General features: G+C 69.7%; 17 protein-coding genes. 6 read left to right on the top strand and 11 right to left on the bottom strand.

Annotated features, from left to right (window positions below):
- Nucleotides 1-39 precede the first annotated feature (39 nt).
- The 4 genes from cas8c to G4D83_RS38670 form a co-directional block, all read right to left on the bottom strand.
- Nucleotides 40-1,791 carry a type I-C CRISPR-associated protein Cas8c/Csd1 gene (gene cas8c / locus G4D83_RS38685; protein ID WP_163869943.1) on the bottom strand — a complete coding sequence of 584 codons (1,752 nt, stop codon included), beginning with the start codon at nt 1,789-1,791 and terminating at the stop codon, nt 40-42.
- The gene (gene cas5c, locus G4D83_RS38680; RefSeq protein ID WP_205522827.1) at nt 1,788-2,447 is read right to left on the bottom strand and encodes a type I-C CRISPR-associated protein Cas5c; all 660 of its coding nucleotides are present in this window, start codon (nt 2,445-2,447) and stop codon (nt 1,788-1,790) included. The genes cas8c and cas5c overlap by 4 nt, the downstream gene beginning before the upstream one ends.
- A gap of 19 nt (nt 2,448-2,466) precedes the next feature.
- Nucleotides 2,467-4,668, bottom strand: coding sequence for a CRISPR-associated endonuclease Cas3'' (locus G4D83_RS38675; RefSeq protein ID WP_240357067.1), 2,202 nt, complete (start codon nt 4,666-4,668; stop codon nt 2,467-2,469).
- Between the two features lie 207 nt (nt 4,669-4,875).
- A complete protein-coding gene (locus tag G4D83_RS38670; RefSeq protein ID WP_163869940.1) occupies nt 4,876-5,343 on the bottom strand; it encodes a hypothetical protein in 468 nt (155 codons plus the stop codon).
- A gap of 249 nt (nt 5,344-5,592) precedes the next feature.
- On the opposite strand from G4D83_RS38670, the gene G4D83_RS38665 reads away from it, so the two are divergent.
- Nucleotides 5,593-7,026 carry an aldehyde dehydrogenase family protein gene (locus tag G4D83_RS38665; protein ID WP_240357066.1) on the top strand — a complete coding sequence of 478 codons (1,434 nt, stop codon included), beginning with the start codon at nt 5,593-5,595 and terminating at the stop codon, nt 7,024-7,026.
- Nucleotides 7,027-7,122: 96 nt separating this feature from the next.
- Here G4D83_RS38665 and G4D83_RS38660 read toward each other — a convergent pair whose 3' ends face one another.
- Nucleotides 7,123-7,920: a hypothetical protein gene (locus tag G4D83_RS38660; protein WP_163869889.1), complete on the bottom strand. Its 798-nt coding sequence runs from the start codon at nt 7,918-7,920 to the stop codon at nt 7,123-7,125.
- 299 nt (nt 7,921-8,219) lie between these two features.
- On the opposite strand from G4D83_RS38660, the gene G4D83_RS38655 reads away from it, so the two are divergent.
- On the top strand, nt 8,220-8,933 hold the full coding sequence (locus G4D83_RS38655) for an esterase family protein (RefSeq protein ID WP_163869938.1): 714 nt from the start codon (nt 8,220-8,222) through the stop codon (nt 8,931-8,933).
- A gap of 20 nt (nt 8,934-8,953) precedes the next feature.
- Here G4D83_RS38655 and G4D83_RS38650 read toward each other — a convergent pair whose 3' ends face one another.
- From G4D83_RS38650 to G4D83_RS38635, 4 genes are all read right to left on the bottom strand, one after another.
- Nucleotides 8,954-10,369: an MATE family efflux transporter gene (locus G4D83_RS38650; RefSeq protein WP_163869937.1), complete on the bottom strand. Its 1,416-nt coding sequence runs from the start codon at nt 10,367-10,369 to the stop codon at nt 8,954-8,956.
- A 191-nt stretch (nt 10,370-10,560) separates the two neighbouring features.
- Nucleotides 10,561-12,693 (bottom strand): beta-propeller domain-containing protein, encoded by a 2,133-nt coding sequence (locus G4D83_RS38645; protein ID WP_163869936.1) that lies wholly within the window; start codon nt 12,691-12,693, stop codon nt 10,561-10,563.
- Between the two features lie 170 nt (nt 12,694-12,863).
- Nucleotides 12,864-14,033, bottom strand: coding sequence for a TIGR02266 family protein (locus tag G4D83_RS47030; protein WP_163869935.1), 1,170 nt, complete (start codon nt 14,031-14,033; stop codon nt 12,864-12,866).
- Nucleotides 14,034-14,035: 2 nt separating this feature from the next.
- The gene (locus tag G4D83_RS38635; protein WP_163869934.1) at nt 14,036-15,859 is read right to left on the bottom strand and encodes an Hsp70 family protein; all 1,824 of its coding nucleotides are present in this window, start codon (nt 15,857-15,859) and stop codon (nt 14,036-14,038) included.
- A gap of 156 nt (nt 15,860-16,015) precedes the next feature.
- On the opposite strand from G4D83_RS38635, the gene atpH reads away from it, so the two are divergent.
- The 3 genes from atpH to atpA all read left to right on the top strand — a co-directional run bounded on the left by atpH (nt 16,016) and on the right by atpA (nt 19,867).
- Nucleotides 16,016-16,561, top strand: a complete 546-nt coding sequence (gene atpH / locus G4D83_RS38630; protein WP_163869933.1) for an ATP synthase F1 subunit delta — start codon at nt 16,016-16,018, stop codon at nt 16,559-16,561.
- A gap of 155 nt (nt 16,562-16,716) precedes the next feature.
- A complete protein-coding gene (locus tag G4D83_RS38625) occupies nt 16,717-18,192 on the top strand; it encodes a PAS domain-containing sensor histidine kinase (protein WP_163869932.1) in 1,476 nt (491 codons plus the stop codon).
- 127 nt (nt 18,193-18,319) lie between these two features.
- Complete coding sequence (gene atpA / locus G4D83_RS38620) at nt 18,320-19,867, top strand: F0F1 ATP synthase subunit alpha (protein ID WP_163869931.1); 1,548 nt, start codon at nt 18,320-18,322, stop codon at nt 19,865-19,867.
- 103 nt (nt 19,868-19,970) lie between these two features.
- On the opposite strand, the gene G4D83_RS38615 is transcribed toward atpA, so the two are convergent.
- Nucleotides 19,971-20,513: a hypothetical protein gene (locus G4D83_RS38615; RefSeq protein WP_163869930.1), complete on the bottom strand. Its 543-nt coding sequence runs from the start codon at nt 20,511-20,513 to the stop codon at nt 19,971-19,973.
- 98 nt (nt 20,514-20,611) lie between these two features.
- Nucleotides 20,612-21,460: an HAD family hydrolase gene (locus tag G4D83_RS38610; protein ID WP_163869929.1), complete on the bottom strand. Its 849-nt coding sequence runs from the start codon at nt 21,458-21,460 to the stop codon at nt 20,612-20,614.
- 178 nt (nt 21,461-21,638) lie between these two features.
- On the opposite strand from G4D83_RS38610, the gene G4D83_RS38605 reads away from it, so the two are divergent.
- Nucleotides 21,639-22,019: a hypothetical protein gene (locus tag G4D83_RS38605; protein WP_163869928.1), complete on the top strand. Its 381-nt coding sequence runs from the start codon at nt 21,639-21,641 to the stop codon at nt 22,017-22,019.
- Nucleotides 22,020-22,040: the final 21 nt, after the last annotated feature.

Here is a 22,040-nt window from a genome sequence, read left to right as displayed (position 1 = left end):
GGCGTTCTCTCTCTGGAATGGGTGGAAGCGGAAGCGGGGTCAGTCGGCGGAGTCGGAAGGCTCGCCCTTCGGAGGCTTGGACTCGGAGGGCGTGCGCTTGGAGAAGAACGCCTCGCGCTGGTGGTAGTAGCCCACCGCGAAGAGGCCCTGCGCGTTGAGGTCGAAGACGCTGGGCAGGAAGTCGGGCTCCACCAGGGCCATCACCTCGGACTTGGTCCGCTCCAGCCACCTGCCCTCGTCACCTGCCTTGGCGGCGTGATGGACGGAGAGCGGCAGCAGTCGGGAGAAGGCCAGCGCGGGCGTGCGCGACGCCGAGGCGAAGTAACGGTCGCGGATGGTGGAGTTGAGGTCGCTCCCCAACGCCACGGCCTGCAAGCGCTCCAACACGGCGAAGAGACGGCCCAGGACGTACGGCTGGAGCCGGTTGTTCTTGTCCAATGACACGGTGACCTCCTGAGAAAAGGCATGGCTGCGAATGAGGGTGGCCTTGATGAGCGCGACACGAAGACGGAGCTGCTCTCGCTCCAGCTTCCCGTCGGCGGGAGGAAGCCGGAGTCGGTCCAGGGATGCGGAGAGGAGCTGGCGCGGGAACGGATGTCCCCGAAGCGCGGCCCCCATCATCCGGGTGGCGAGGTCCGGAGACAGCCCCTTGCCCGAAGGCGCCTCCACGGCCTTGAGCAGTCGCCACACCGGGATGGGCTGGTCCGTCTTCGCCTCGCCCAGGCGCAGGTCCTCGAAGTAGCGGCGGAGGCTTCGCTTCACCTCACCGACGCTCGTCTGGAACCAGTCGCGCACGGCGACGCGGCCGGAGTTGCCCGCGAGCGTCACGGAATAGAAGCTCCGCTCGTCCAGCTCCCCCGGCTCCAGTCCGCGCCGAGGCGCCTCCAGGAAGCGGCGGAGGGTCTCCTCCGTGGGGTCCGCCCAGTTGAGCAACAGGCTCTCCTGCTCCGCGGTGCTGTTCGTCCAGAACACCAGCACCGAGTCTTCTCCGAGCTGGATGCCCTGTCGGTAACGGCGCTCCTCCGACTTCCGGAGCAGGTCATTCAGCGCGAGCGTGTAGCCCAACGCCGACTGTTGGGAGATGGGAGCGTTCTCTCCTTGTTCGAGCCCATGGGACACAAACGCGTTCGCGTTGAAGGACACCAGAGAAGCGCCCGAGCTCTGCGCCTGGGGAACGTTCTTGAGCTTGGGATGGGTCTCCGCCAGCACCGCGTTCCGGCCACTCACCAGGCACAGCCCCGTGCGCCCCAGCGCCGCCGCCTGCTCGCCTCGCCGCTCCCACCACGCGCGAACCTCCGGCAGTTGGTGCACGGGCGTGACGGAGTCCCCGACGACGAAGGCGAGCATCTCCGACCCGGTCCACTCGTCTTCGGGCCGCTCCGCGAGCGCCTTCGCACGCGCCTTCTCGTTCGCGAGGAACGCCTCCACGGCGCGCAGCTCGGGCACGTCCGTCTGGGCCACGGCCTCGCGCAGCAGCTTCAAGAAGGCCACGAAGCGCACCGCGCCCTTCCCCGCCTTTCCCGCGCGTGCGGAGGGCTCCTCCTTTTCATGCCCGAGCACGTACTTGGAGTTGTCCACCGCGAAGCCCGCCGCGATGTTCACCGAGCGCTGGGGAATGCGCGGAATCAGCACGGGCAGACCCTTCCCGCGCTCATCCTGTGTGGGCACCAGACCCAGGAACTTGCCCTCCGGACTCAGCCGAATCTGAAAGTCCACGGGCCGCGTCTCATAAAGCGGGTCATCCATGAGCCCCCGCTCCAGCGCGAAGTCGTTGAGCGCCGTGAGCATCATGACGGACCTCCATTTCGTTCCAGCACCTGCTCCCACGTCGGCACCTGGAGCACGCCGTGGTCCAGGTACGCGTCGAAGAACAGGGGCCGCGCCGCCGCGTCACCGAAGGCGAAGTCGTAGAACATGAGCCCCAAAGGTCTGCGTCCCAGGCTCGCCTCCGAGGGACTCAAGTCCTCCCCGGCGGGCTCCACCCGGGCGTCGAACTCGCGGCATCCCAGATACGGCGCGTGGAAGAACTGGCCCTTCTCCAACCGCCGCTCGAACATCTCCTCGAACTTGCGGACGTTGTCCTCGGCGCCCGCCTTGCCGGGCACCAGCGTGAAGGACGCGGTGAGGACATAGTCCACGTCACGCAGCGCCACCGTGTTGCGCTGAGCGCGGTCCTCATCCGCCGCGTAGTCGAACTTCCCCACCACCGCGCGGCTGTTCACCTCGTTGCGGCGGAAGCTCGTCCACTTCACCGGATTCAGGACGGCGATTTCGTGGAGGTGCCAGCGAATCGCCGGCTTCCACAGGATGGCCTCCAGCACGCCCCTCGCCGCCGAGGGAGTCATGACCTCGTAGCTGACCCGCTCGGCCTTCATCTCCGGCCGCGTGAAGCACGCCACGGGGCCGCTGGCACGCACGCGGAACCGTCTGCTCGCTGCTGTCTTCATCCACACCTCCAGAAGTCCATCAACCGGGGATGAGCACTCCCGGGTCGAGCACCCCGACCCGGGTCGGCACCAGGCCGAACTTCTTGTCGTACGCGGGCACGTGCTCCGGCCCGAGGAACACCACAGTGTCCGCGACGAACCGCGCCAGCTCGCGCGCCACCCACTGCTCGCGCACCTTGCGAGGCACAGTCACCGTGAAGCGCTGCAAGGCTCGCAAGCGGTCACGTGAAGGCCCCAGCAACCGCAGCTCCTCCAGCAACGGCTCGCAGCCCGCGTAGGGCACGACGACAGGCGCGCTCCATTTGTCCTCCACGAGCTTGAAGTGCTCGGAGACCGCCTCGAAGCGCAGCGCCTTGCGCATGTCCTGGATGCCCTTGCCGTCGCTGACCGCCGTGGCATAGAGCCGCTCGAAGTAGCGTTTGAAGGTCTCTGGCGCGAACAGGTCCAGGTCCGGCCGCTGAGCCAGCATCGTCCTGGCGACGCCCAGCGCCGTCTGGAGGACTCCAGGCGGAGGCTCCGTCTCCGCCTCGAAGACGCGCAGCTCCCCGAGCCCACTCAACAGGCCCTCGCGGTTGCACCGCCCCGCGGCCTGCGCGAGTGCCTCGAATCCCGCCATGCACCGGTAGACAACGCGGAAGTCGAGGTCCACTCCCGCCTCCACCAACTGGGTCGCCACCAGCCGCACGGGCTCCCCGCGCTGCTTGCGCGCCTTGATGTCTCGCAGCACCGAGGAACGATGCTCGGGACACATCAGCGCGGACAGGTGCAGCGTCGTCCCGGGATTCCCCAGCAGGGCCTCCACCCGCTCATAGAGCACGCGCGCGTCATCACGCTTGTGGACCACCACGAGCACGTCCTGCTCGCGCGCCACGGCCTCGGCCAGCTCGGCGTAGGAGGTCTTCTCCCGTCCCTTCGGCCACTGGACCTTCACGCGGCGCAGGCGCTCGAACGCGCGCAACACCGGCGGCACCAGCTCTCGAACGGCCGGGAACCCCATCGGAAAATCCGGTCGCTGTCCCAGCGCGGGCTGCGTCGCGGTGCAGATGACCACCGAGCAGCCGTAGTCCTCGACCAGCGTGCCCAGTCCATCCAGGATGGTCATCAGGAGCGCTGGCGGAAGCGTCTGCGCCTCATCGAGCACGATGACGCTGCGAGCGATGTTGTGCAGCTTGCGACACGCCGACGGACGGTTCGCGAAGAGGCTCTCCAGAAGCTGCACGGTGGTGGTGACGACGACCGGCGCGTCCCAGTTCTCACTGGCCACCCGGTTGCGCGGCGTCTCGCGTCGCGGGTCCACCGCGGAGTGGTGCTCGATGACCGCGCTTCCATGCGCACCAAAAGCCTCTCGGTAAACGGCGGCGCTCTGCTCGATGATGGACGTGTAGGGGATGGCGACGATGACGCGCCGGAGCCCGCGGGCGCGGGCGTGCTCCAGCGCGAAGGCCATGGACGCGAGCGTCTTTCCACCACCCGTGGGCACGGTGAGGCTGAAGACTCCTGGAGGATTCGGAGCCGCCGCGAACACCGAGGAGAGCACCTCCCGGCGCACACGGTTCACCTCCGTGTCTGGCGCCCCACCCTGTTTCCTATCCATGAACGCGCGCAGCGCGGCGGTGAGCTGCTCCAGCGTCACGCCGACCCGCCGCTCCGTGCCACGGGTGGCGTCGAAGAACGCCTCGGTGTCGAGGAAGTCGGCGTCAACGAGCGACGAGAAGAGCATCCGCGTCCAGAACTCGAGCCGGTGCCGTGAGCGCTTCAGCAGGGACTCGCCAGACAGTCCCACCGGAGACGCGCGGAGTCCTTCGGGAATGCCCGAAGCCAGGGCTTCCTGGAGGAGCGCCTTCTTCTCCGGACGTCCGATGCGCTCCTTGAACTTCTCCAGGTCCGACAGGCCACCATGGTGACCCGCGATGGCCATCGCCACGGATAGGAGCCTGGGGTCCATGCCCAGCGCCCACAGCGCCCCGGCGGTCGCATGGTCGCGGTCCGCCAATGCATCGCCTTCGAGGTGTGCCTCGAAGCCATTCTCCTTCCGGATGCGGAACTGGAACGGGGGTCTGTATTTTCCCAGGTCATGCCAGCGCCCCGACGCGAGCGCTGGCACCTTCATGTCCTCGCGAGGGGCGAACTCCTCGGCGAGACTCCCGACAGCCTCCAGATGCTCACGGAGCAGATGCGGGCGCATCGTCTCCGTGACATGAGCGAGGGGCTCCTCCGTCAAGACACGCGGCGCCTCATCCTCTGCCATCGCAATCCCCCATGACCTGACTGAACCGCCCAGGTCATCTCAATCACCGTACAGCGCACGCGTGGGTGGTCGTCACCGCGCGGCGCGCGGAGCGGTCAATTCCTCACATCACGAAGAGGTATGACACCGCCCGCTCGGGGCGTCTCTACTCCCCGAGGGGGATGGACGGCACCCGCGACATCACTGCGTCCAGTTCGGCGAGTGCGGAGACGCCACGGCCTTCAGCGCGTTCCACATGCCGAAGAACGGAGGCCCCGCTTCCAGCTCCAGCTCGACGGCCTCGCCCTCATGCCGCACCAGCTTCAGCCGATTCAGCGCCAGCTTCCCGCGCGCTCCCGACGCCAGCGCCGCATCGACGTGCAAGCCATCCGTCGTCGCATCCTTGAGTTCCCCCCAGTCGACCTCTCGCACGCCCTCGACTCGCCGAATCACCACCCGGCTCGTGGTGAGCAACACCCACCGCGCCTCCTCCAGCACGCACGCGAGCACCGGAAGCTCCCCCTCACGCAGCCTCGCCAACTCCAGGAGCTGTCCCTGCACCTCCACGGGGAAGTCCTCGAACGAACGGGTCCGCTCACCCGGCCCACCGCCTCGCGTGAAGACTCGCAGCAGCCTCTGGACCTTCTGTTGTGCACTCAGCCGAATCATCGCGTCCGCTCCCTCGTCTGCTCAGCGTCCCATTCTCCACCGTCCCGCCGGGCCCTTGCCTGCTTGCCCAGACAGACCGAACTCGCGTGACGATATTCCGCCCACGCCGCGGCTCGTCATGGGCCTCGGTTTGAGCGGATTCAGAGTGAATCCCGACGCACGAGGAGGTGCACCGTGCTGGATACCGAACTCGTTGGCGAGCCCCTTCTTCACCTCGAAAGCCGCCGTCTGCTGGCTGAAGCCAGACGCGTGGTCCCAGAGGCTTTCGACTCTCAAGGACGACTGCTCTCTCCGATTGCGGGAGCCTGGGTCAAGCCACCCGCCTGGTTCGACGCCATCTCTCCCATCGACGGCAAGGTCCTCGCCGAGCTGCCACTGCTCGACGCCGCCCAGGTCGCCACGGGCGTCGAGAAGGCCGCCTCCGAGTTCATCCCCTGGGCGGCCCGCTCCCTCGAGGACCGCAGCCGCGCCGTCATCGCGGCCGTGGACCTGCTCGAGGAGCACCGCGACCTGCTCGTGCGAATCCTCGCGTGGGATATCGGCAAGACGCTGCCCACCGCCTACAACGACGTGGACCGGTGCCTCGCGGGCATCGAGTGGTACCTGGAGCAGATAGGCCCGATGCTCGAGAGCCGGCAACCGCTCGGCCTCGTGTCGAACATCGCCTCCTGGAACTATCCCTTCTCCGTGCTGCTGCTCAACGTGCTCGTCCAGGCGCTCGCGGGCAACTCGGTCATCGCGAAGATTCCCACCCAGGGTGGCGGCGTCTCGCTCACCATCGCCTTCGCCCTGCTGCGCCGCGCGAAGCTGCCTGTCTCGCTCGCGGGCGGACGCGGCAGGGACCTCTCCGAGTCACTCGTCGCCCACCCGCGCATCGCGGGCGTCGCCTTCATCGGCGGCCGAGCCAACGGCGCCGAGGTCCACCGCCGCCTGCGCGCCACCGACAAGCGCTACGCACTCGAGATGGAAGGCGTGAATGCCTACGCCATCACCTCCTTCACGGACTGGGACAAGCTCGGCCAGCAGATTCGCGCGGGCTTCGACTTCGGCAAGCAGCGCTGCACCGCCTACACGCGCTGGGTCGTCGAGCAGTCCCTCGTCCCCAAGTTCGTGCGCACCTACGTGGACGCCGTGTCGACGTTGCGCGTCGGCAATCCGCTCCTCGGCGCGCCCGTGGACTTCGGGCCCCTCATCTCATCCAGCAAGGGCGAGGAGCTGCGCGCCCTCATCGCGGACGCGAAAGAGCACGGCACCGCGGTGCTGTTCCAGGGTGAGCTCGCCGAGGACGCCTTCACCGCGCAACAGGAGCGCGGCGCCTACCTCCCGCCCACCCTGCTCTTCGGCGTCCAGCGCGACAGTGAGCTGTACCTGCGCGAGCCCTTCGGACCCATCGACGTGCTCATCTCCGTCGACTCCGAGGAGGAGCTCGTGAAAGAGGCCAACGTCTCCAACGGCGCGCTCGTGGCCTCCGTGGCCACGGACGACCCCGGCCTCGCCGAGCGCATCGCCGCGCGGCTCCACGCCTTCAAGGTCGGCATCAACAAGCTGCGCTCACGCGGAGACCGCGAGGAGTCCTTCGGAGGCAAGGGCGGCTCCTGGGCCGGCGCCTTCGTCGGCGGCACGCACCTGGTGCGAGCCTTCACCGACGGGCCCCATCCCCTCGAAGGCAACTGGCCGGACTGAGCACGACAGCCTGGTCCACGAAAAGGCGAAGGGCGGGCTCCCGGGAATCACTCCCCGGGCCGCCCGCCCTCGCATCAACCGGTGACGCCGCGCGCGTCAGTCCAGGCTGCGAACGCCCACGTGCACGTGGTCGTCGTGGTCGATGCCCGAGCCCCAGAGCACCTGGACCCGGTACTCCTTGTCCTGAAACGTGAACGGCTGCTTGTGGTACGTGCCGAGCTGGTCGACGGGAAAGCCATACGCCTTGGCAATCGCCTCGGCCAACTGGGTGCCCTTCGCTCCCTCCGCCGGGAAGTCATAGGCATACGCGTTCGTCTGCGACGTGTGGTGGTCGGAGGTGGACTTCGAGCCAATCGACCCCGTCTTGGTGCGCTTGGTGCTCGACACGGAGAAGCCCATCTCGGTCGCGATGTCCTTGGCCCGCTGCGCCGCGAGCTGCGAGCCGCTCCAGGCCTCGCGCATCGCCGGCGTCTCCAGCCTGTTGGCCGCCGCCATCAGCCCCTGCGTGCTCAGGGTGCCCGTGAAGGACGTCGGCGTCCCCAGGGGCGTGGCGGACAGCATCGAGTCCATCGTGATGCTCGGCGGCTGTTCCGCCACCGCCTGCTGGGAGATGGGCGTGGGCGACAGCATCGACAGCTGGGGGTTGAGCTCCACCGGCGCCGCGGCCGGCGCCGCCGTGAAGGCGTCCACCTTCAGCGACGCCTGGACCGCCTGAGCCACCGCGGCCGCCTCGACGTTCGCCGCCTCGACCTTCGCGGCTTCGGCCTTCGCGGCCTCCGCCTTCGCCGCATCCGCGCGGGCGGACTCGGTCGACTCGGACCGGGTGGAGGAGCCAGACCTGCTGGCGCTGTCCGCGCCCCTGCTGCCACTGGTACTGCCGCTCACACTGGACATGTCCGGCCCTCAGGTAAAACCACGAGAAATCCCCTCGTCGATTATCACCCGGAAATCCGGAGAGTTTCGCCCACCCCACCAGACCCGGAAGGATGGCCCGACGCCCTCGGAGCGGTTCCACACGCCACAACCCTGTCGCGCGAGGGCTCGCGACGTCCCCGTGACTCGCCATCAGGGGTGGGACGTCACGGACCCCAGGGGCGTCACGCGCGACGCGAGGTGTTCACTCGTACGTAGTGCGGACGCGAAGCCCGCATGTCATTGCCAGTCGTTGACGCGGCGCGGTTAAGTTGCCGCCCATGAACCGCGAATACCTCCGCTGGCACAGCGAGCGCCTGCATCGGGACATGGAGTTGCTGGTCTTCGGCCACTCCGGGGAACCGGTGCTGCTGCTCCCCACCAGCCGGGGGCGCTTCTTCCAGGCAGAGGACTTCGGCCTCATCGGCGCCATCGCCGACCGCATCCAGTCCGGCCGCTACGTCGTCGTGTGTCCGGACTCGGTGGACGAGGAGTCGTGGTTCAACAAGTCCATCCATCCGCATGACCGCATCGCCCGCCACCAGGAGTGGGAGGCCTACCTGCTGCACGAGGTGGTGCCGCTGCTCTTGAGTCGCGGCACGGGAGGCCGGCTCACCCTGGCCGGGTGCAGCTTCGGCGGCTTCCACACGTACAACGTGGGCCTGCGCCACCCGCACGTCTTCCGCCGGCTCATCTCCATGGGCGGCAAGTTCGAGACGGACGAGTTCCTCGACGGCCACCAGGACACGGACGTCTACTACCACTCCGCCACGCAGTGGCTGCCCAACGTCACCGACGGCCAGCAGCTCGCCGCGCTCCAGCGCGTGGAGATGGTGCTCGCGGTGGGAGAGCACGACTTCTGCCGAGGCTCCAACGAGCACCTCTCCAGCCTGCTGTGGAAGAAGGACCTGGCCCACCAGCTCGCCATCTGGCAGGGCGGCAACCACGACTGGCCCGTGTGGCGGGAGATGATTCAGCAGTACCTGCCCTGGTAGTCGCCGGGCCCGGGCCCCAATCAGGCATCGAGCGGACGCAGCGTGCCAGCGCTCACATGGTTGAAGCGCCAGAGCAGCGACAGGGCCACCGCGATGAGCCCCGCGCACAGGCCCCACCAGATGCCCACCACGCCCAGCCCCAGCTTGAAGCCCAGCAGCCAGGTGAGCGGCAGGCCGATGGCGTAGTGCCCCACCAGGTTGGCCAGGAAGGTGAAGCGGGTGTCTCCGGCGCCGCGCAGCACGCCCGCGCCCACGCCCTGCACGCCGTCGAACACCTGGAAGATGGCGCTCACCATCAGCAGGGGCACCACCAGCGGAAGCACGTCATCCGGCGCTCCCGCCAGCTTCGCCAGCGCCGTGGGGAACAGGGCGAACACCAGGGCACCCACCGCCATGAAGCCCGCGCCTCCCGCGAAGGCCATGAAGCCGCTCAGCCTCGCCCTGGGCGTGTCGTGCGCGCCCACCGCCCAGCCCACCCGGACGCTGCCGGCGTTGCCGATGCCCATGGCCACCGTGAAGGTGACGCTCGAAAAGGCGATGGCGATTTGATGCGCGCCCACGCTGGCCGGCCCCAGCCCCGCCGCCAGCACGCCCGCCAGCGCGAAGACGCCAATCTCCGCCGCGATGTGCAGGCCGATGGGCACGCCCACCCGCGCCGCCTGCGCCAGGTCCTTCCACACCGGCAGGCGCGTGGGCCGCGCTCCGCGCTCCGCGGGCAGCCTGGACACCGCGAACATCACCACGCCCAACTGCAACAACGTGCACAGCGTCGTCGCCAGCGCCGAGCCCGCGACGCCCATGGCGGGCACCGCGCGCAGCGGCCCGAAGTACTCCGGCAGCCCCGCGCCACCGAACACCAGCAGGATGTCCGCGAACAGGTTCAGGACGTTGGCCAGCACCGTCGCCACCACCAGGGGCCGCGTGAAAGCGGTGGACTGGAGATAGGAGCGCATCGTCATGAAGGCCAGCATCAGGGGCATGCTCGGAGCGCGCCACAGCAGGTAGTCCCAGGCGCCGTCGATTTCCGTCGCGCCAATGCCCGCCAGTGGCAGCAGCAACGGCGTCAACAGCAGCAGGCCGCCCAGCAGCAGGCCGGCGAACAGGGACATCCAGCCGCCTTGCCAGAGCAGCGCCCGGGCCCGCGCCATGGCCTTGGCCCCCACCGCCTGGGACAGCAGCGGGTCGAAGCCCATCATCAGCCCGATGCCGAAGCCGCTCATGGCGAAGAACAGGCCATTGCCCAGTCCCACCGAGGCCAGCGCGGAGGTGCCCGCACGCCCCACCACGAGCGTGTCCACCAACCCCATGAGGGCCTGGCCGCCCTGGGCGATGGCGATGGGCACGGCGAGCCGGGTCAGCGCGCGAAACTCCGCGACGATGAGCCCGCGACGGGTCTGCGGCTGCGACGGAGCGGAGGGTGCGACGGCGGTGGACATGACGGCCCGGCCTATAGCGCCTTCCGGCATGGAATGCGCCAATCGCGAGGGACGCCTCGCCGCTCGCCCACCTGACCTGCCCGGGCGGGGGACTCCTTCGTCAAAAAAAGAGAGGGGCCCCCGGACATCCACGGTCCCGAGGGCCCCGACCCGTCACGTCATCGCCACGTCGTCTCGACGCGGGTGCGACTTCAGCGCACGGGCGGCTGGAAGCGCGTGGTGGCCACGGGCGTCTGGAGCGAGTCCGCCTTCGACACGCGGATGCCCGCGTCGGAGATGGCGTACACGTAGTCATCCGCCATGACGCTGCGGCGCACGGAGGGCGACCAGTACCAGTTCCACTGCGGCTCGTTGAAGCTCTGGTACACGTCCTTCATCGACAGCGCGCCCACCGGCGTGAAGCCCGTGGCCGTGTCCACGCGGAACACGCGCAGCTCGCTCTTGAAGCCCGTCCAGTAGTCGTAGCCGCTGTAATCCCAGTCCGTGAAGGGGAGCGCCAGCAGGCCCTTGGCGGGGAAGAAGTTGAACGCCTTGTGGTCGCCCTGCGCGTCGCTGTAGCTGCTCGTCCCGCCCATCCGGTGCGTGAAGGCCTCCTTCGGGTGGGCCAAATCACTCACGTCGAACAGCGACAGCTTCAGCGCGCGGCTCGTCCAGCTGCCGTCCTCGGCGCGGTCCTCGCCGAAGGTGAGCAGGTGCGTGTCACCCAGCGGGTGGATGTACGTGGAGAAGCCCGGAATCTTCAGCTCGCCCACCTTGCGCGGGTGCGCGGGGTCACTCAGGTCGAAGGTGAAGAGCGGGTCCGTCTGGCGGAAGGTGACGACGTAGCCCTTCTTGCCCACGAAGCGCGCGCTGAAGATGCGCTCGCCCGACGCCAGGTCCTCGCTACGGCCCAGCTCCTGGAGGTGTCCGCCCTCGGCGCCGAACGTGACGACCCGGCTGTGGGTCTCCATCGTGTTGGGGGCCGACACGCCATTGCCGTTGGTGTTGGGGTCGACGCGCCAGGTGCTCACCGTGGTGGCCACGCGCAGCACGCCCTCGTGCTCGTCCATGGCGAACTGGTTCACCAGGCTGCCCTCCAGCGTGCCGCTGCCCGCGTACGCCGCGCGGTTCGGCGCACTGAGGTCGAACTTGTGCAGGTACGTGTGGTCGGACTGGTTCGCCTCCGGCCACCACCACCAGTGGGACGCCGCCAGGTAGAGCGCGTCCGGAGACGCGTACACCGTGCCCGGCGCGGACACGATGCTGGTGCGGCCCAGCGGCGCCGCGCCCTCCGCGGCGTCCAAATCCAGCGACAGCACCGTCACGAAGCCCAGCCCGGTGGGCGCGTTGGAGCGGTAGAAGTCCCCGCACGACACGGGCAGCGGCGTGACGGTTCCGTCCTCGGCCACGTGCTTGCCCGGCGCCACCCAGTCCGTCAGCGTCTGCGCCCGGATGAGCTGCTCATTCTTCGCGATGAGCGCGTCGATGGCCTCGTTCATCTTCTTCTGGCTGCGGTTCAGCGACGGCGAGTACTCGGGGTAGAAGCGCACGTCCGCCGGCCAACGGAAGTCGTCCGACAGCACCAGCCGGACCGCGCCGTCCACGCGACGGGCGCTGAGATACGAGCCCGGCAGGAACACCTGCTGCTTCACCTTGGGCGCGGCCAGGTCCGACACGTCCACCACGGTGACCTTCAGCGTGTCGCCGCCCATGTAGCCACACCGGAAGCCCACGCCCGCGCAGTCCATGACGGGCGCGCCGGTCATCAGCGAGCCACCCCACACCGTGGGACGTCCCGGACGGTCGTCGTCCACCTGCGAGGTGATGACCAGTCGCTGGCGCTCCTTGTCGTAGAGCATCTCCCGGGGCCAGCCCTGGATTTCCATCGACGAGGCCAGGGTGAGCTGCTCCGCGGGCCAGGAGCGGTGCAGGTACAGTCGGGGCCCGGACAGCACGAAGATGCGGGTGCCGTCGTTCTGCACGAAGTCCGCCTCGTGCACGCCCGCCACCTGGTTGTTGGTCCCCGTGTAGTCATCCGGCCCGCGCGGCGCCCCGCCGCCGTTGGCGTCGCCCTCCGTGGGCATGCCCACCGTCGGAGGCATCGAGCCATCACCGAACAGCCAGCCGCCATGTCGAGGCCGGGCCTGCTCCAGCGACGCGCGCATGCGCCGGGTCGCCGTGTCCTCGATGTACTGCTCCAGCGGAGCACACTCCTCGAAGGACTCCAGCCGGGCCTGCTGCTGCACCGGCTCGTTCTCTACCTTCGCGTACTCCGGGTCATCCCCGCAGCCCACCGCCGCCACCGCCGCCAGTCCCACCCACCCGTAGCGCTTCCATTGCCGCATGAGGCTTCTCCCTTGTCGCGTCTTGGCCCCACCCGGTGCGCGAGCTGGCTCGTCCAGCCCGCTACGTCCGGGTGGCTGCGCGGTCCGGGCGCGCTCTTGCCACCGTCATGCCAGCACCGGGCAGACAGCGGACTCCGGGATTTCCAGGGGGTTGCGGGAGGCGAGGCCTCTCAGAAACCTGAGGAGCGAGGAGTCCCCGAGGGGGAAAAACCGTGGGTCCTGGGCACGAAGCGGACGAACTGCTGCGTCAGCGCCGGGTCCATGCGCTCCAGTCGCAGGCCCATGCCCGCGGGAGCACGGAAGGGGCCTGGGGTGCGGGGCGGGTTGGACCAGACGACGGTGGCCTCGGCCGAGCAGGGCGTGCGCTGCCCGGCGAGCAGCACCTTCAGCGTCAGCTTCGTCCCCTCGCGCGCGGGGGTGAGGGTGCGCACGAAGAGGGCGTCGGGGCTGGCGTCGTGGCTGAAGCCCGTCAACGTCGCGCCACCGCCCACCGGGGCGAACTCCACCACGGTGAAGAAGGGCACACGCTCCGCGGCCCGCAGGGGCACGCGCTCCGGGACGAGCCGCGACAGCACGCGCCCCAGCAACTCATCCGCGCCCAGGTGCCGCTTCTCCAACAGCGGCGCCCCGGCGAGCGCCTGCGCACGGGCGAGCACGTCCGTGGACTCCTCCGCGCGAGACAACAGCACCAGCGGCTTCTTCGGGTTCGCGTCGCGCAGCCGCGCGGCCAGGGCCAGCGTCTCGCGCGGCGCACGAGAGACATCCACGAGGAAGCCGTCCAACTGCGCGGCGTGCTCGTTCGCGAGCTTCTCCGCGTCCACCGCGTCACGCGCGTAGAGGACGTGCAGTCCCTCCTGCTCCAGCGCGCCGCCCAGGAAGGTGTGGAGGAAGCGCCCGCCTTCGACGAGCAGCATGCGGCGCCCCTTCGGCGGGCCTTCCTTCGCGCGCTCCTTCGCGCCGCGCACGGCCACGAGCTTCGCCTGGAGCGCCTCCAGCGCCACGGGCTTGGGCAGGAAGTCGTCGGCGCCCGCGCGCCAGCAGTGCATCACCTCGTGCGGCTCGCCCGCGGAGGTGAACATGATGACGGGCACGTTGCGGCCGGCCGGGTGTGCCTTCACCGCGCGGCACACCTCATCGCCCTGCATGCGCTCCATGCGCAGGTCCATCAGGATGAGCATGGGCGCGCGGCGCGCGAGCTCGGACAGACACGCCTCGCCGCCGTCCAGCGTCACCGGCTCGCAGCCCAGCCTGGCCAGATGCAGCCTCACCACCTCGCGCGCGGTGCGCGAGTCATCCACCACGAACACGGCCTCGCGCGTGGTGGAGGTGGGGACATTCATGGTCAGGCGCGCGGCTCCTGCTTGCCGGACAACAACTGCGTGAGCTGCCGGGCGATGGCGGCGCACTTCGCCGCGTCCTTGCCTTCCAGCGCGGTGCGCCCGCCGTCGAGCAGCCGCTGCACCGTGCCCACCGCGGCCTCCGCCTCAGGACTGGGGTTCTCCTGCGCGCTCTTCTGGAGCATCCGCGCCAGCTTCTCGCCGCGCTCCAGCAGCTTGCGGAACAGCTCCTCCGCGCGCTTCGCATCCACCACGCCCTGCGACTTCGCGTAGTTCGCCTGCTCCGCGCCCAGCTTCTCCGCCTCGCCGTGCGGCAGGCCCGCGCGCGCCTCCAGGCGCACCGTCTCCATGTTGCCGGTGGTCAGGTCCGTGGCCTTCACGGAAAGAATCGCCTCGCCGGACAGCTCGAAGACGACCTCCAGCGGCACGTCACCACGCGCGGCCACGTGCAGGTGCTTGAGCACCACTTCACCCAGCTTGTGGTTCTCGTCCTGGAACTCGCTCTCGCCCTGGTACACGGGGATGCGCGCCTCGGCCTGGCCGGACGTCCCGGGGAAGAAGATGTCCCGCGCGACGACGGGCACGCCCGTGTTCTTCGCGATGAGCCGCTTCACGCGTCCGCCCAGCACGCCCACGCCCAGGCTCTGGCTGGCCACGTCCAACAGCAGCGCCTGACCCGACTGGCGAAGCAGCTCGTCCGCCTGCACCGCCGCGCCCAGCGCCACCGCCTCGTCCGGGTGCACGTCCGTGGAGGGCGCGCGGCCGAAGAAGTCCGCCACCAGCCGGCGCACCAGCGGCACGCGCGTCATGCCACCCACCAGCAGCACCACGTCCACCGAGCGCGGGTCCATCTTCGCCTCGCGCATCACGCCCTGGCACACCTCCAGGCAGCGGCGGGACAGCGGCTCCGACAACGTCTCGAAGAAGGAGCGCGTGAGCACCGTCTCCAGCTCCGTGCGCCGCCCACCCGCGGAATGGTCGCCCAGCCCCGACACGGTGACAGTCGCTTCCTCGTGCTCCGTCAACTCGCGCTTGGCCGCCTCCGCCGCGACCTTCAGGCGCCGCAGGCTCTGCGCATCCTGGGACACGACGTGGCGGAGCTCGTCATCCACCTGCGCCAGCAACCACTGGACGATGCGCTGGTCGAAGTCCTCTCCACCCAGGCGCGGGTCACCACCGGTGGCGCGCACCTCGAAGACGCCGGACTTCACGTCGAGGATGGAGACATCGAACGTGCCGCCGCCCAAGTCGAACACCAGCGCGCTGCCCTCGAAGCCGCGCGACAGGCCATACGCGAGCGCCGCCGCGGTGGGCTCGTTCACCAACCGGACGACATCCAGCCCGGCGATGGTGGCCGCTTCACGCGTGGCCTGGCGCTGGTTGTCGTCGAAGTTGGCGGGGACGGTGATGACACACTTGGTGACGGTGCGGCCGAAGTGCGCCTGCGCGTCGAGTGCCAGCTCGCCGAGAATCATCGCGGAGACCTGGGTGACGGGCAGCACGCGCCCGGCCAGCTTCACGCGCACGTCGCCCGAGGGGCCGGCGACCAATGGATAGGGAACGAGAGCCTTTGCCTGTTGCACCAGTTCCGGCGTGTAGCGCCGGCCAAGGAAACGCTTCGTGGCCCAGACAACGGAGTCGGGATGCTCCTCCGCGAGCGCTTGGGCTTGCTGCCCCACGACGCGCTCGCCGGCCTTCGTCACACCGAGCACGGAAGGCGTGAGGCGGCCTCCCGCGCGTGAGGGGATGAGGCGCGGTCGGCCGTCCTCCACGGTGGCGACGGCGCTGTTGGTGGTACCCAGGTCGATGCCGATGACGGGGTCGTGCATGGGGGCGGTCGGGACCCCACGGTACGGGTCTTGCCGCCTCCTCGCCAAGCCCCCTCTCGTCAGACCTGCCCTCCGCACGTCGCTTCCCTGTCCGTCCGAGCACGTTGGCGGCGGAGGTGGACGGCCCTGGGTCACCATGCTAAGGGCGCGACCGCCATGGTGAACGTGTCCATTGCCCGCCGCTACGCCCGTGCCCTCCTCGACGTTTCGTCGGAGGTGGGCCGCATCGACGCCGTATCCGAGCAGCTCTCCTCCTTCGCGGATATCTTCGCGAAGAACCCGGAGATGGCGGACGTGCTTCACAACCCCATCTACTCGCGCGCCCAGCGTGCCCAGGTCGTGGAAGGGGTCATGAAGCTGGTCCCCCACCTGGAGCCCGTGCTGGCCAACACCCTGCGGCTGCTGGTGGACCGCAACCGCCTGCCCTACGTGGCCGACATCGCCCGCGTCTTCCGCGACATGGCCGACGCCCGGGCCGGACGCGTGCGCGGCAACGTCACCACCGCCGCCGTGCTGCCCGCCGACACCCTGGCCGAGCTCCGCCAGTCGCTCCAGCAGATCACCCAGCGCGACGTCATCCTGGAGACGCGCGTGGACCCCAGCCTCCTCGGTGGCGTCTCCGCCCAGGTGGGCAGCATCCTCTACGACGGCAGCCTCCGCACCCAGTTGGAGGAGATGCGCCGCGAGTTGAAGCGCCACTAGCAACACCCGGAGTACGGGCCGCCGCCTGGTGGCCCACTCCGCAGGTCGTCCCTGGACCCCGCAGTCCGGGGCAAACCGGCATTTCCAGTAGGCCTGGGTCAGAGGTATACTCAAGGGAACGCGGGGTAACCCCGGGTTTTCTGGACGACCTCAACATGCCGCAGTCCCTGTTTCACCCCCTTCCCGGTGGCCCGCTCTTCGCGGTCGCCCCCGAAGAGGCCTGGCCCTTCCTTGGCGCGCTGCTGAACGCGACGGGTTGTGGCATCGCCCTGCTGGACAGGGAGCTGCGGCCCGTGTGGGTGAATGGCGCGTTGGCGGCGCTGTCGGGCATGGAGGTGCGGGCGCACCTGGGACGTCCCCTCGTCGACGTATGGCCCAGGGTCGCGGTGTCCCTGGCCCCGCTGCTGTCGCGCGCCCTGTCCGGGGAGAACGTGGTGGAGGCGCCGCTGACGGGCGTGCTGTCGCCCGCGAGCGGGGAGCTCCACCTGCGCGTGGGCCTGTCTCCGGCGCACCAGGCCGGGGTGCTCGCGGGCGTGGTGCTGTGGCTGCGCGACGACACGGAGCGTGTGCGCGAGGAGACGCGGCTGCAGGAGCGCGAGTCGCACATGCGCAGCCTCGCGGACGTGGCCTGCGACGGGCACTTCCTGCATGAGAATGGCGTCGTCCTGGACGCCAACCGCGCCCTGGCGCACCTGTTGGGCCACGACTCGCCCCGGGAGCTGATCGGCCACCACCTGGTGGAGTGGGTGGCGCCGGAGTACCGCCCCGCCGTCATGTCCGCCGTCGCCCGGGGGGTGGAGACACCCTACGAGGTGCTGTGCGTGCGCCGGGACGGCCAGCGCATCCCCCTGGAGGTGCTGGGCAAGCACGTGACGTGGGAGGGCCGGCAGGTGCGGCTGGCCGCCATCTGGGACATCAGCGGGCGCAAGGCGGCGGAGGAGCGCGCCGAGCGCACCGAGCACTTCCGGGAGCAGCTCCTGGGCGTGGTGGGCAATGACTTGCGCACGCCCCTGCAGACCATCCAGATGGGCACCGGGGCCCTGCAGCGGCTCGGCGGGATGGAGGAGCCCCAGCAGCGGCTGGTGGGGCACATGGCCCAGGCGGCCCGGCGGATGGAGCGGATGATCCACGAGCTGCTGGACTTCACCCGGGCCCGGCTGGCCGGCGGACTGCCGGTGCGCCCGGAGTCGCTGATGCTGGACCGGCTGGTGGAGCGGGTGCTGGAGGAGCGGCGGCAGGCCCACCCCGGCCGCACCCTGCTGATGGAGACGCAGGGAGATTTGCGCGGCCACTGGGACGAGACGCGACTGACGCAGTTGGCGGACACCCTCCTGGGCAGCGTCCTGCAGCACAGCGCGGACACCACGCCCGTGTTGCTGAAGCTGGTGGGCGCGGTGGGGGGCGTGACGCTCTCCATCCGCAATGACTCGCTGACGGTGCCGGTGGAGGACCACGCCACCCTGTTCGAGCCCTTCCGGCGGGGCCGCCCCGCCAGCGCGGAGGGCCTGGGCCTGGGGCTGTACATCGCCCGGCAGGTGGCCGTGGCCCATGGGGGACGCCTCACGGTGGAGTCCTCCCAAGGGGGCACCCGCTTCGTCGTCTGGCTGCCCCGAGAGCCCCCCGGCCGCTAGGCCCCCAAGCCCCGAATGTCGTGCGCATTGCAGTGGGTAGGGGTGCATGGTAAGGGGCCCCGACTTCTAGCTTTCGGCGGACCCGAACCGACCCGGCCCGCCCCCTGTTCGAGGACGCAAAACGCCCATGGAAATCCGCGCCGACGAGATCAGCAGAATCATCCGGGAGCAGATCAAGGACTACGGCAAGAAGGTCACCGTCGCGGAGACGGGCACCGTGCTGTCCGTGGGCGACGGTATCGCGCGCATCTACGGCCTCGAGGGCGTGCAGGCCGGTGAGCTGGTGGAGTTCACCAACGGCGTGAAGGGCCTCGTGCTGAACCTCGAGGAGGACAACGTCGGCGTCGCCATCATGGGCGACTTCCAGGCCATCCGCGAGGGCGACACCGTCAAGCGCACCCAGCAGATCGCCTCCGTGCCGGTGGGCAAGGGCCTGCTGGGCCGCGTGGTGGACCCGCTCGGTCTGCCCCTGGACGGCAAGGGCCCCATCGAGGCCACCGAGATGCGCCGCCTGGAAGTGAAGGCGCCCGGCATCGTGAAGCGCAAGAGCGTGCACGAGCCGCTGCAGACGGGCATCAAGGCGCTGGACGCGCTGGTGCCGGTGGGTCGTGGTCAGCGCGAGCTCATCATCGGTGACCGCCAGACGGGCAAGACGGCCGTCGCCATCGACACCATCATCAACCAGAAGGGCCTGAACGTTTACTGCATCTACGTGGCCATCGGCCAGAAGCAGTCGACGGTCGCCCAGGTGGTGGAGAAGCTCAACCGCTTCGGCGCCATGGAGTACACCACGGTGGTGGCGGCCAACGCCTCCGACCCGGCCCCGATGCAGTTCTTCGCGCCGTACGCCGGCGTGGCCATCGGCGAGTACTTCCGCGACAACAAGATGCACGCCCTCATCATCTACGACGACCTGTCCAAGCAGGCCGTGGCGTACCGCCAGCTGTCGCTGCTGCTGCGCCGCCCCCCGGGTCGTGAGGCGTACCCCGGCGACGTGTTCTACGTGCACAGCCGCCTGCTGGAGCGCGCCGCCAAGCTGTCCGACGAAGAGGGCGCGGGCTCGCTCACGGCGCTCCCCATCATCGAGACGCAGGCCGGCGACGTGTCCGCCTACATCCCGACGAACGTCATCTCCATCACCGACGGCCAGATCTTCCTCGAGACGGACCTGTTCTTCGCCGGCGTCCGCCCGGCCATCAACGTCGGTCTCTCGGTGTCCCGCGTCGGTTCCGCCGCGCAGATCAAGGCCATGAAGCAGGTGGCCGGCACCATGAAGCTGGAGCTCGCGCAGTACCGCGAGCTGGCCGCCTTCTCCCAGTTCGGCTCGGACCTCGACAAGGCCACGCAGGAGACGCTGGCCCGCGGCGCCCGCATGGTGGAGCTGCTCAAGCAGGGCCAGTACGAGCCGCTGCCCGTCGAGCGTCAGGTCATGCAGATCTACGCCGCCACCAACCGCGACGACCCCAAGAAGCGCGGCTGGATTCGCGAGATTCCCGTGGCGGACGTGGTGCGCTGGATGCGTGAGTTCCTGGACTTCACGGACGGCAAGTACCCGAACCTCTCGAAGGACATCGCCTCCAAGCGCGAGCTCACCAACGACATCAAGGCCTCGCTGAACAAGGCCATCGTGGAGTTCAACGACGTCTTCCAGCCCACCCCGGGCGCGAAGGTCTAAGACTCCCGGCTCCCAAGGCCCGTCGCACCGAGCCCCGCGCTCCCTTCCCTGGGACGCGGGGCTTCGTGTTTCCAGCGTGTGCTCGTGCGCTGGAGCTTCCCGGCTACTGCTTCGCGGCGTCGGCGGGCTTCACCTCGCGCACCGCGGTGCCAATGGACTCGCCGGTCCACTCCGGGTCCACGGGGATGATGAGGTAGCCGTCCTCCGCCGTGAGCGGGGGGCGCTGGTCGAGGGGCGGCGGATCCTCGAGCCGCGCCACGCGGGCGGGCACATCCGTCCAGGCCACGAAGCGGGCCTCGTACTCCCTGAGGCGCTGGCCGCCGGCCCCATGGCCGCTGGCCAGCTTCCGCTCCGCGGGGTGAGGCAGCAGCACGGCGTCCGCGCCCATCAGACAGACGGTCTCCTGGAGCAGCTCCTTGCGGCCCTTCGCGCCCAGCCACTCGTTGCCCGTCATCGTCAGGGTGCCGAGTTCCGCATAGGGACGCGGGGGCTCACGCTCCTCGAAGACCTCGAACGCGCAGCCGGGCTCCCTCGCCAGTCTCTGGACGACGACGGGAGGCGCCTCCGGAGCCACCTGTCGAGACGTCGCGCAGGCGGACACGCAGGCGGCCAGGAGGCATGACGACAGCGAGCGGCGGACGGACATGGCGGGCTCCCAGGCATTCAGGCCCCAACGAAAAGGGCGCGGCGGACGACAGCCTCGTCAACGCCGCGCCGCTGGGGCGCATATCGCCGGGGGCTGCTTCAGCGCAGGCGCGGCAGGAGCGCGAGCAGGCTCTTGTCCACGCCACCGCGAGCCCCCAGCGCGTCGATGGCCTTCAGCTCGTACGGCAACACGTTGTCGCGGGCGACGAGCTGCACGTGCGCGCCCAGCGCGGCCGGCAGCGCCAGGTCCAATTCATAGATGTCGCCGGCCACCAGCGTGTCCTCGGGCCGCGTGCCGGTGGTGTCCCAGATGTGCTTGAGGGCCTCGAAGTAGCGACCCCGGCGCAGGTAGATGGGCCGGCGCAGCACGCCTTCCAGCACCTGCGTCTCCGGCAGCGGGTCGAAGCGCGCGTCAGGCACGTCCGGCGGGTCCAACAGGAACTTGCGGGCGTCGCCGGAGACCTTCAGCCGCTCGCGGCCCTTGGGCGCCAGGGTGTCCAGCTTCTTCTCCACCAGCTCCGTGTGCGCGTTCGTCACCACGGTGACGGGCAGGCCCGTGGCGAGCAGCGCCTCCAGCACCTCCTTCGCCTCCGGCTTGAAGGCCGTGGCCGAGTGCACGTAGGACTCGCGATACATCGTCTGCACGGCCTCCGAGCGCGTCGCCTCGTCGGTGCCCACGGAGAGGCGCTGGAAGATGCGGTGCGCCGCCGTCGTGGCCGTCAGGTACGGGTCCGCCGTCGCGGGCGCCACCACCTTGCCGCCCAGGTTCCACCCCAGGAGGTCGGCTCCCGCTCGCAGCGCTGAGACCTCCTCCTCCCAGGCCTGCTCCACCCCCTGCCCCAGTGCGCGGACCAGTCCGTCACGAAAGTGTTTCAAGAAGGGCGCGCTCTCCGTCGCCACGTCCGTGAAGGTCCCGTCGAAGTCCAGCACCACGCAAGCAATCGCCATCAGCCCACCGACTCCCGAAGTTGGAGGAAAGGGGCCGGATGACGCCCCGGCCGGGCGTCCGAATCAAGCCCGTGACTTCATTTCCGCCCTGTAAACTTGAGGCCGCCCTGTAAATCCCCAAGTGGCAGGGCCGTCGCCTTGAGGCCTACAGCGGGTGGCTCGCTAGCCTTGGGCGGGCATGGAAGCGACGCGGCGAAACGAGGCGGCGCGGTGGCGCCGGGCGTGGCTGCCCTGGGGTCTGCTCGCGGGCGTGTGCCTGCTGGGTGGAACGGCGACCTGGGCCAGTACCCGCTCTGTGTCCGCGCTGGCCGAGCGCGGCGCCCAGTTGGAGCGCGAGGCTGCCGAGTCCGAGGCCCGCGTGGCGGAGCTGCAGGCCCTGCGCGAGGCCATGTCCCGGCGGCTGCGCGTGCTGGAGCAGCAACACCAGAGCGCCCGGGCGGAGGCCCTGAATGCCGCGGCGGCCTGCTCCGTGGCCCCCGCCGAGCCACCCCAGAGCCAGGGACGCTCGGAGCCGCGACGCGCGGGCTCGGCCAAGGGCAAGAAGGGCACGCGCCGCTGACGGGCCGGGAGCCCCGGGCCC

Origin of the sequence: Myxococcus eversor (genome assembly GCF_010894455.1) — a bacterium.
Classification (GTDB): domain Bacteria; phylum Myxococcota; class Myxococcia; order Myxococcales; family Myxococcaceae; genus Myxococcus; species Myxococcus eversor.
Note: the sequence above shows the minus strand (reverse complement) of the source record. Positions and strands in the feature narration are given on the sequence as shown.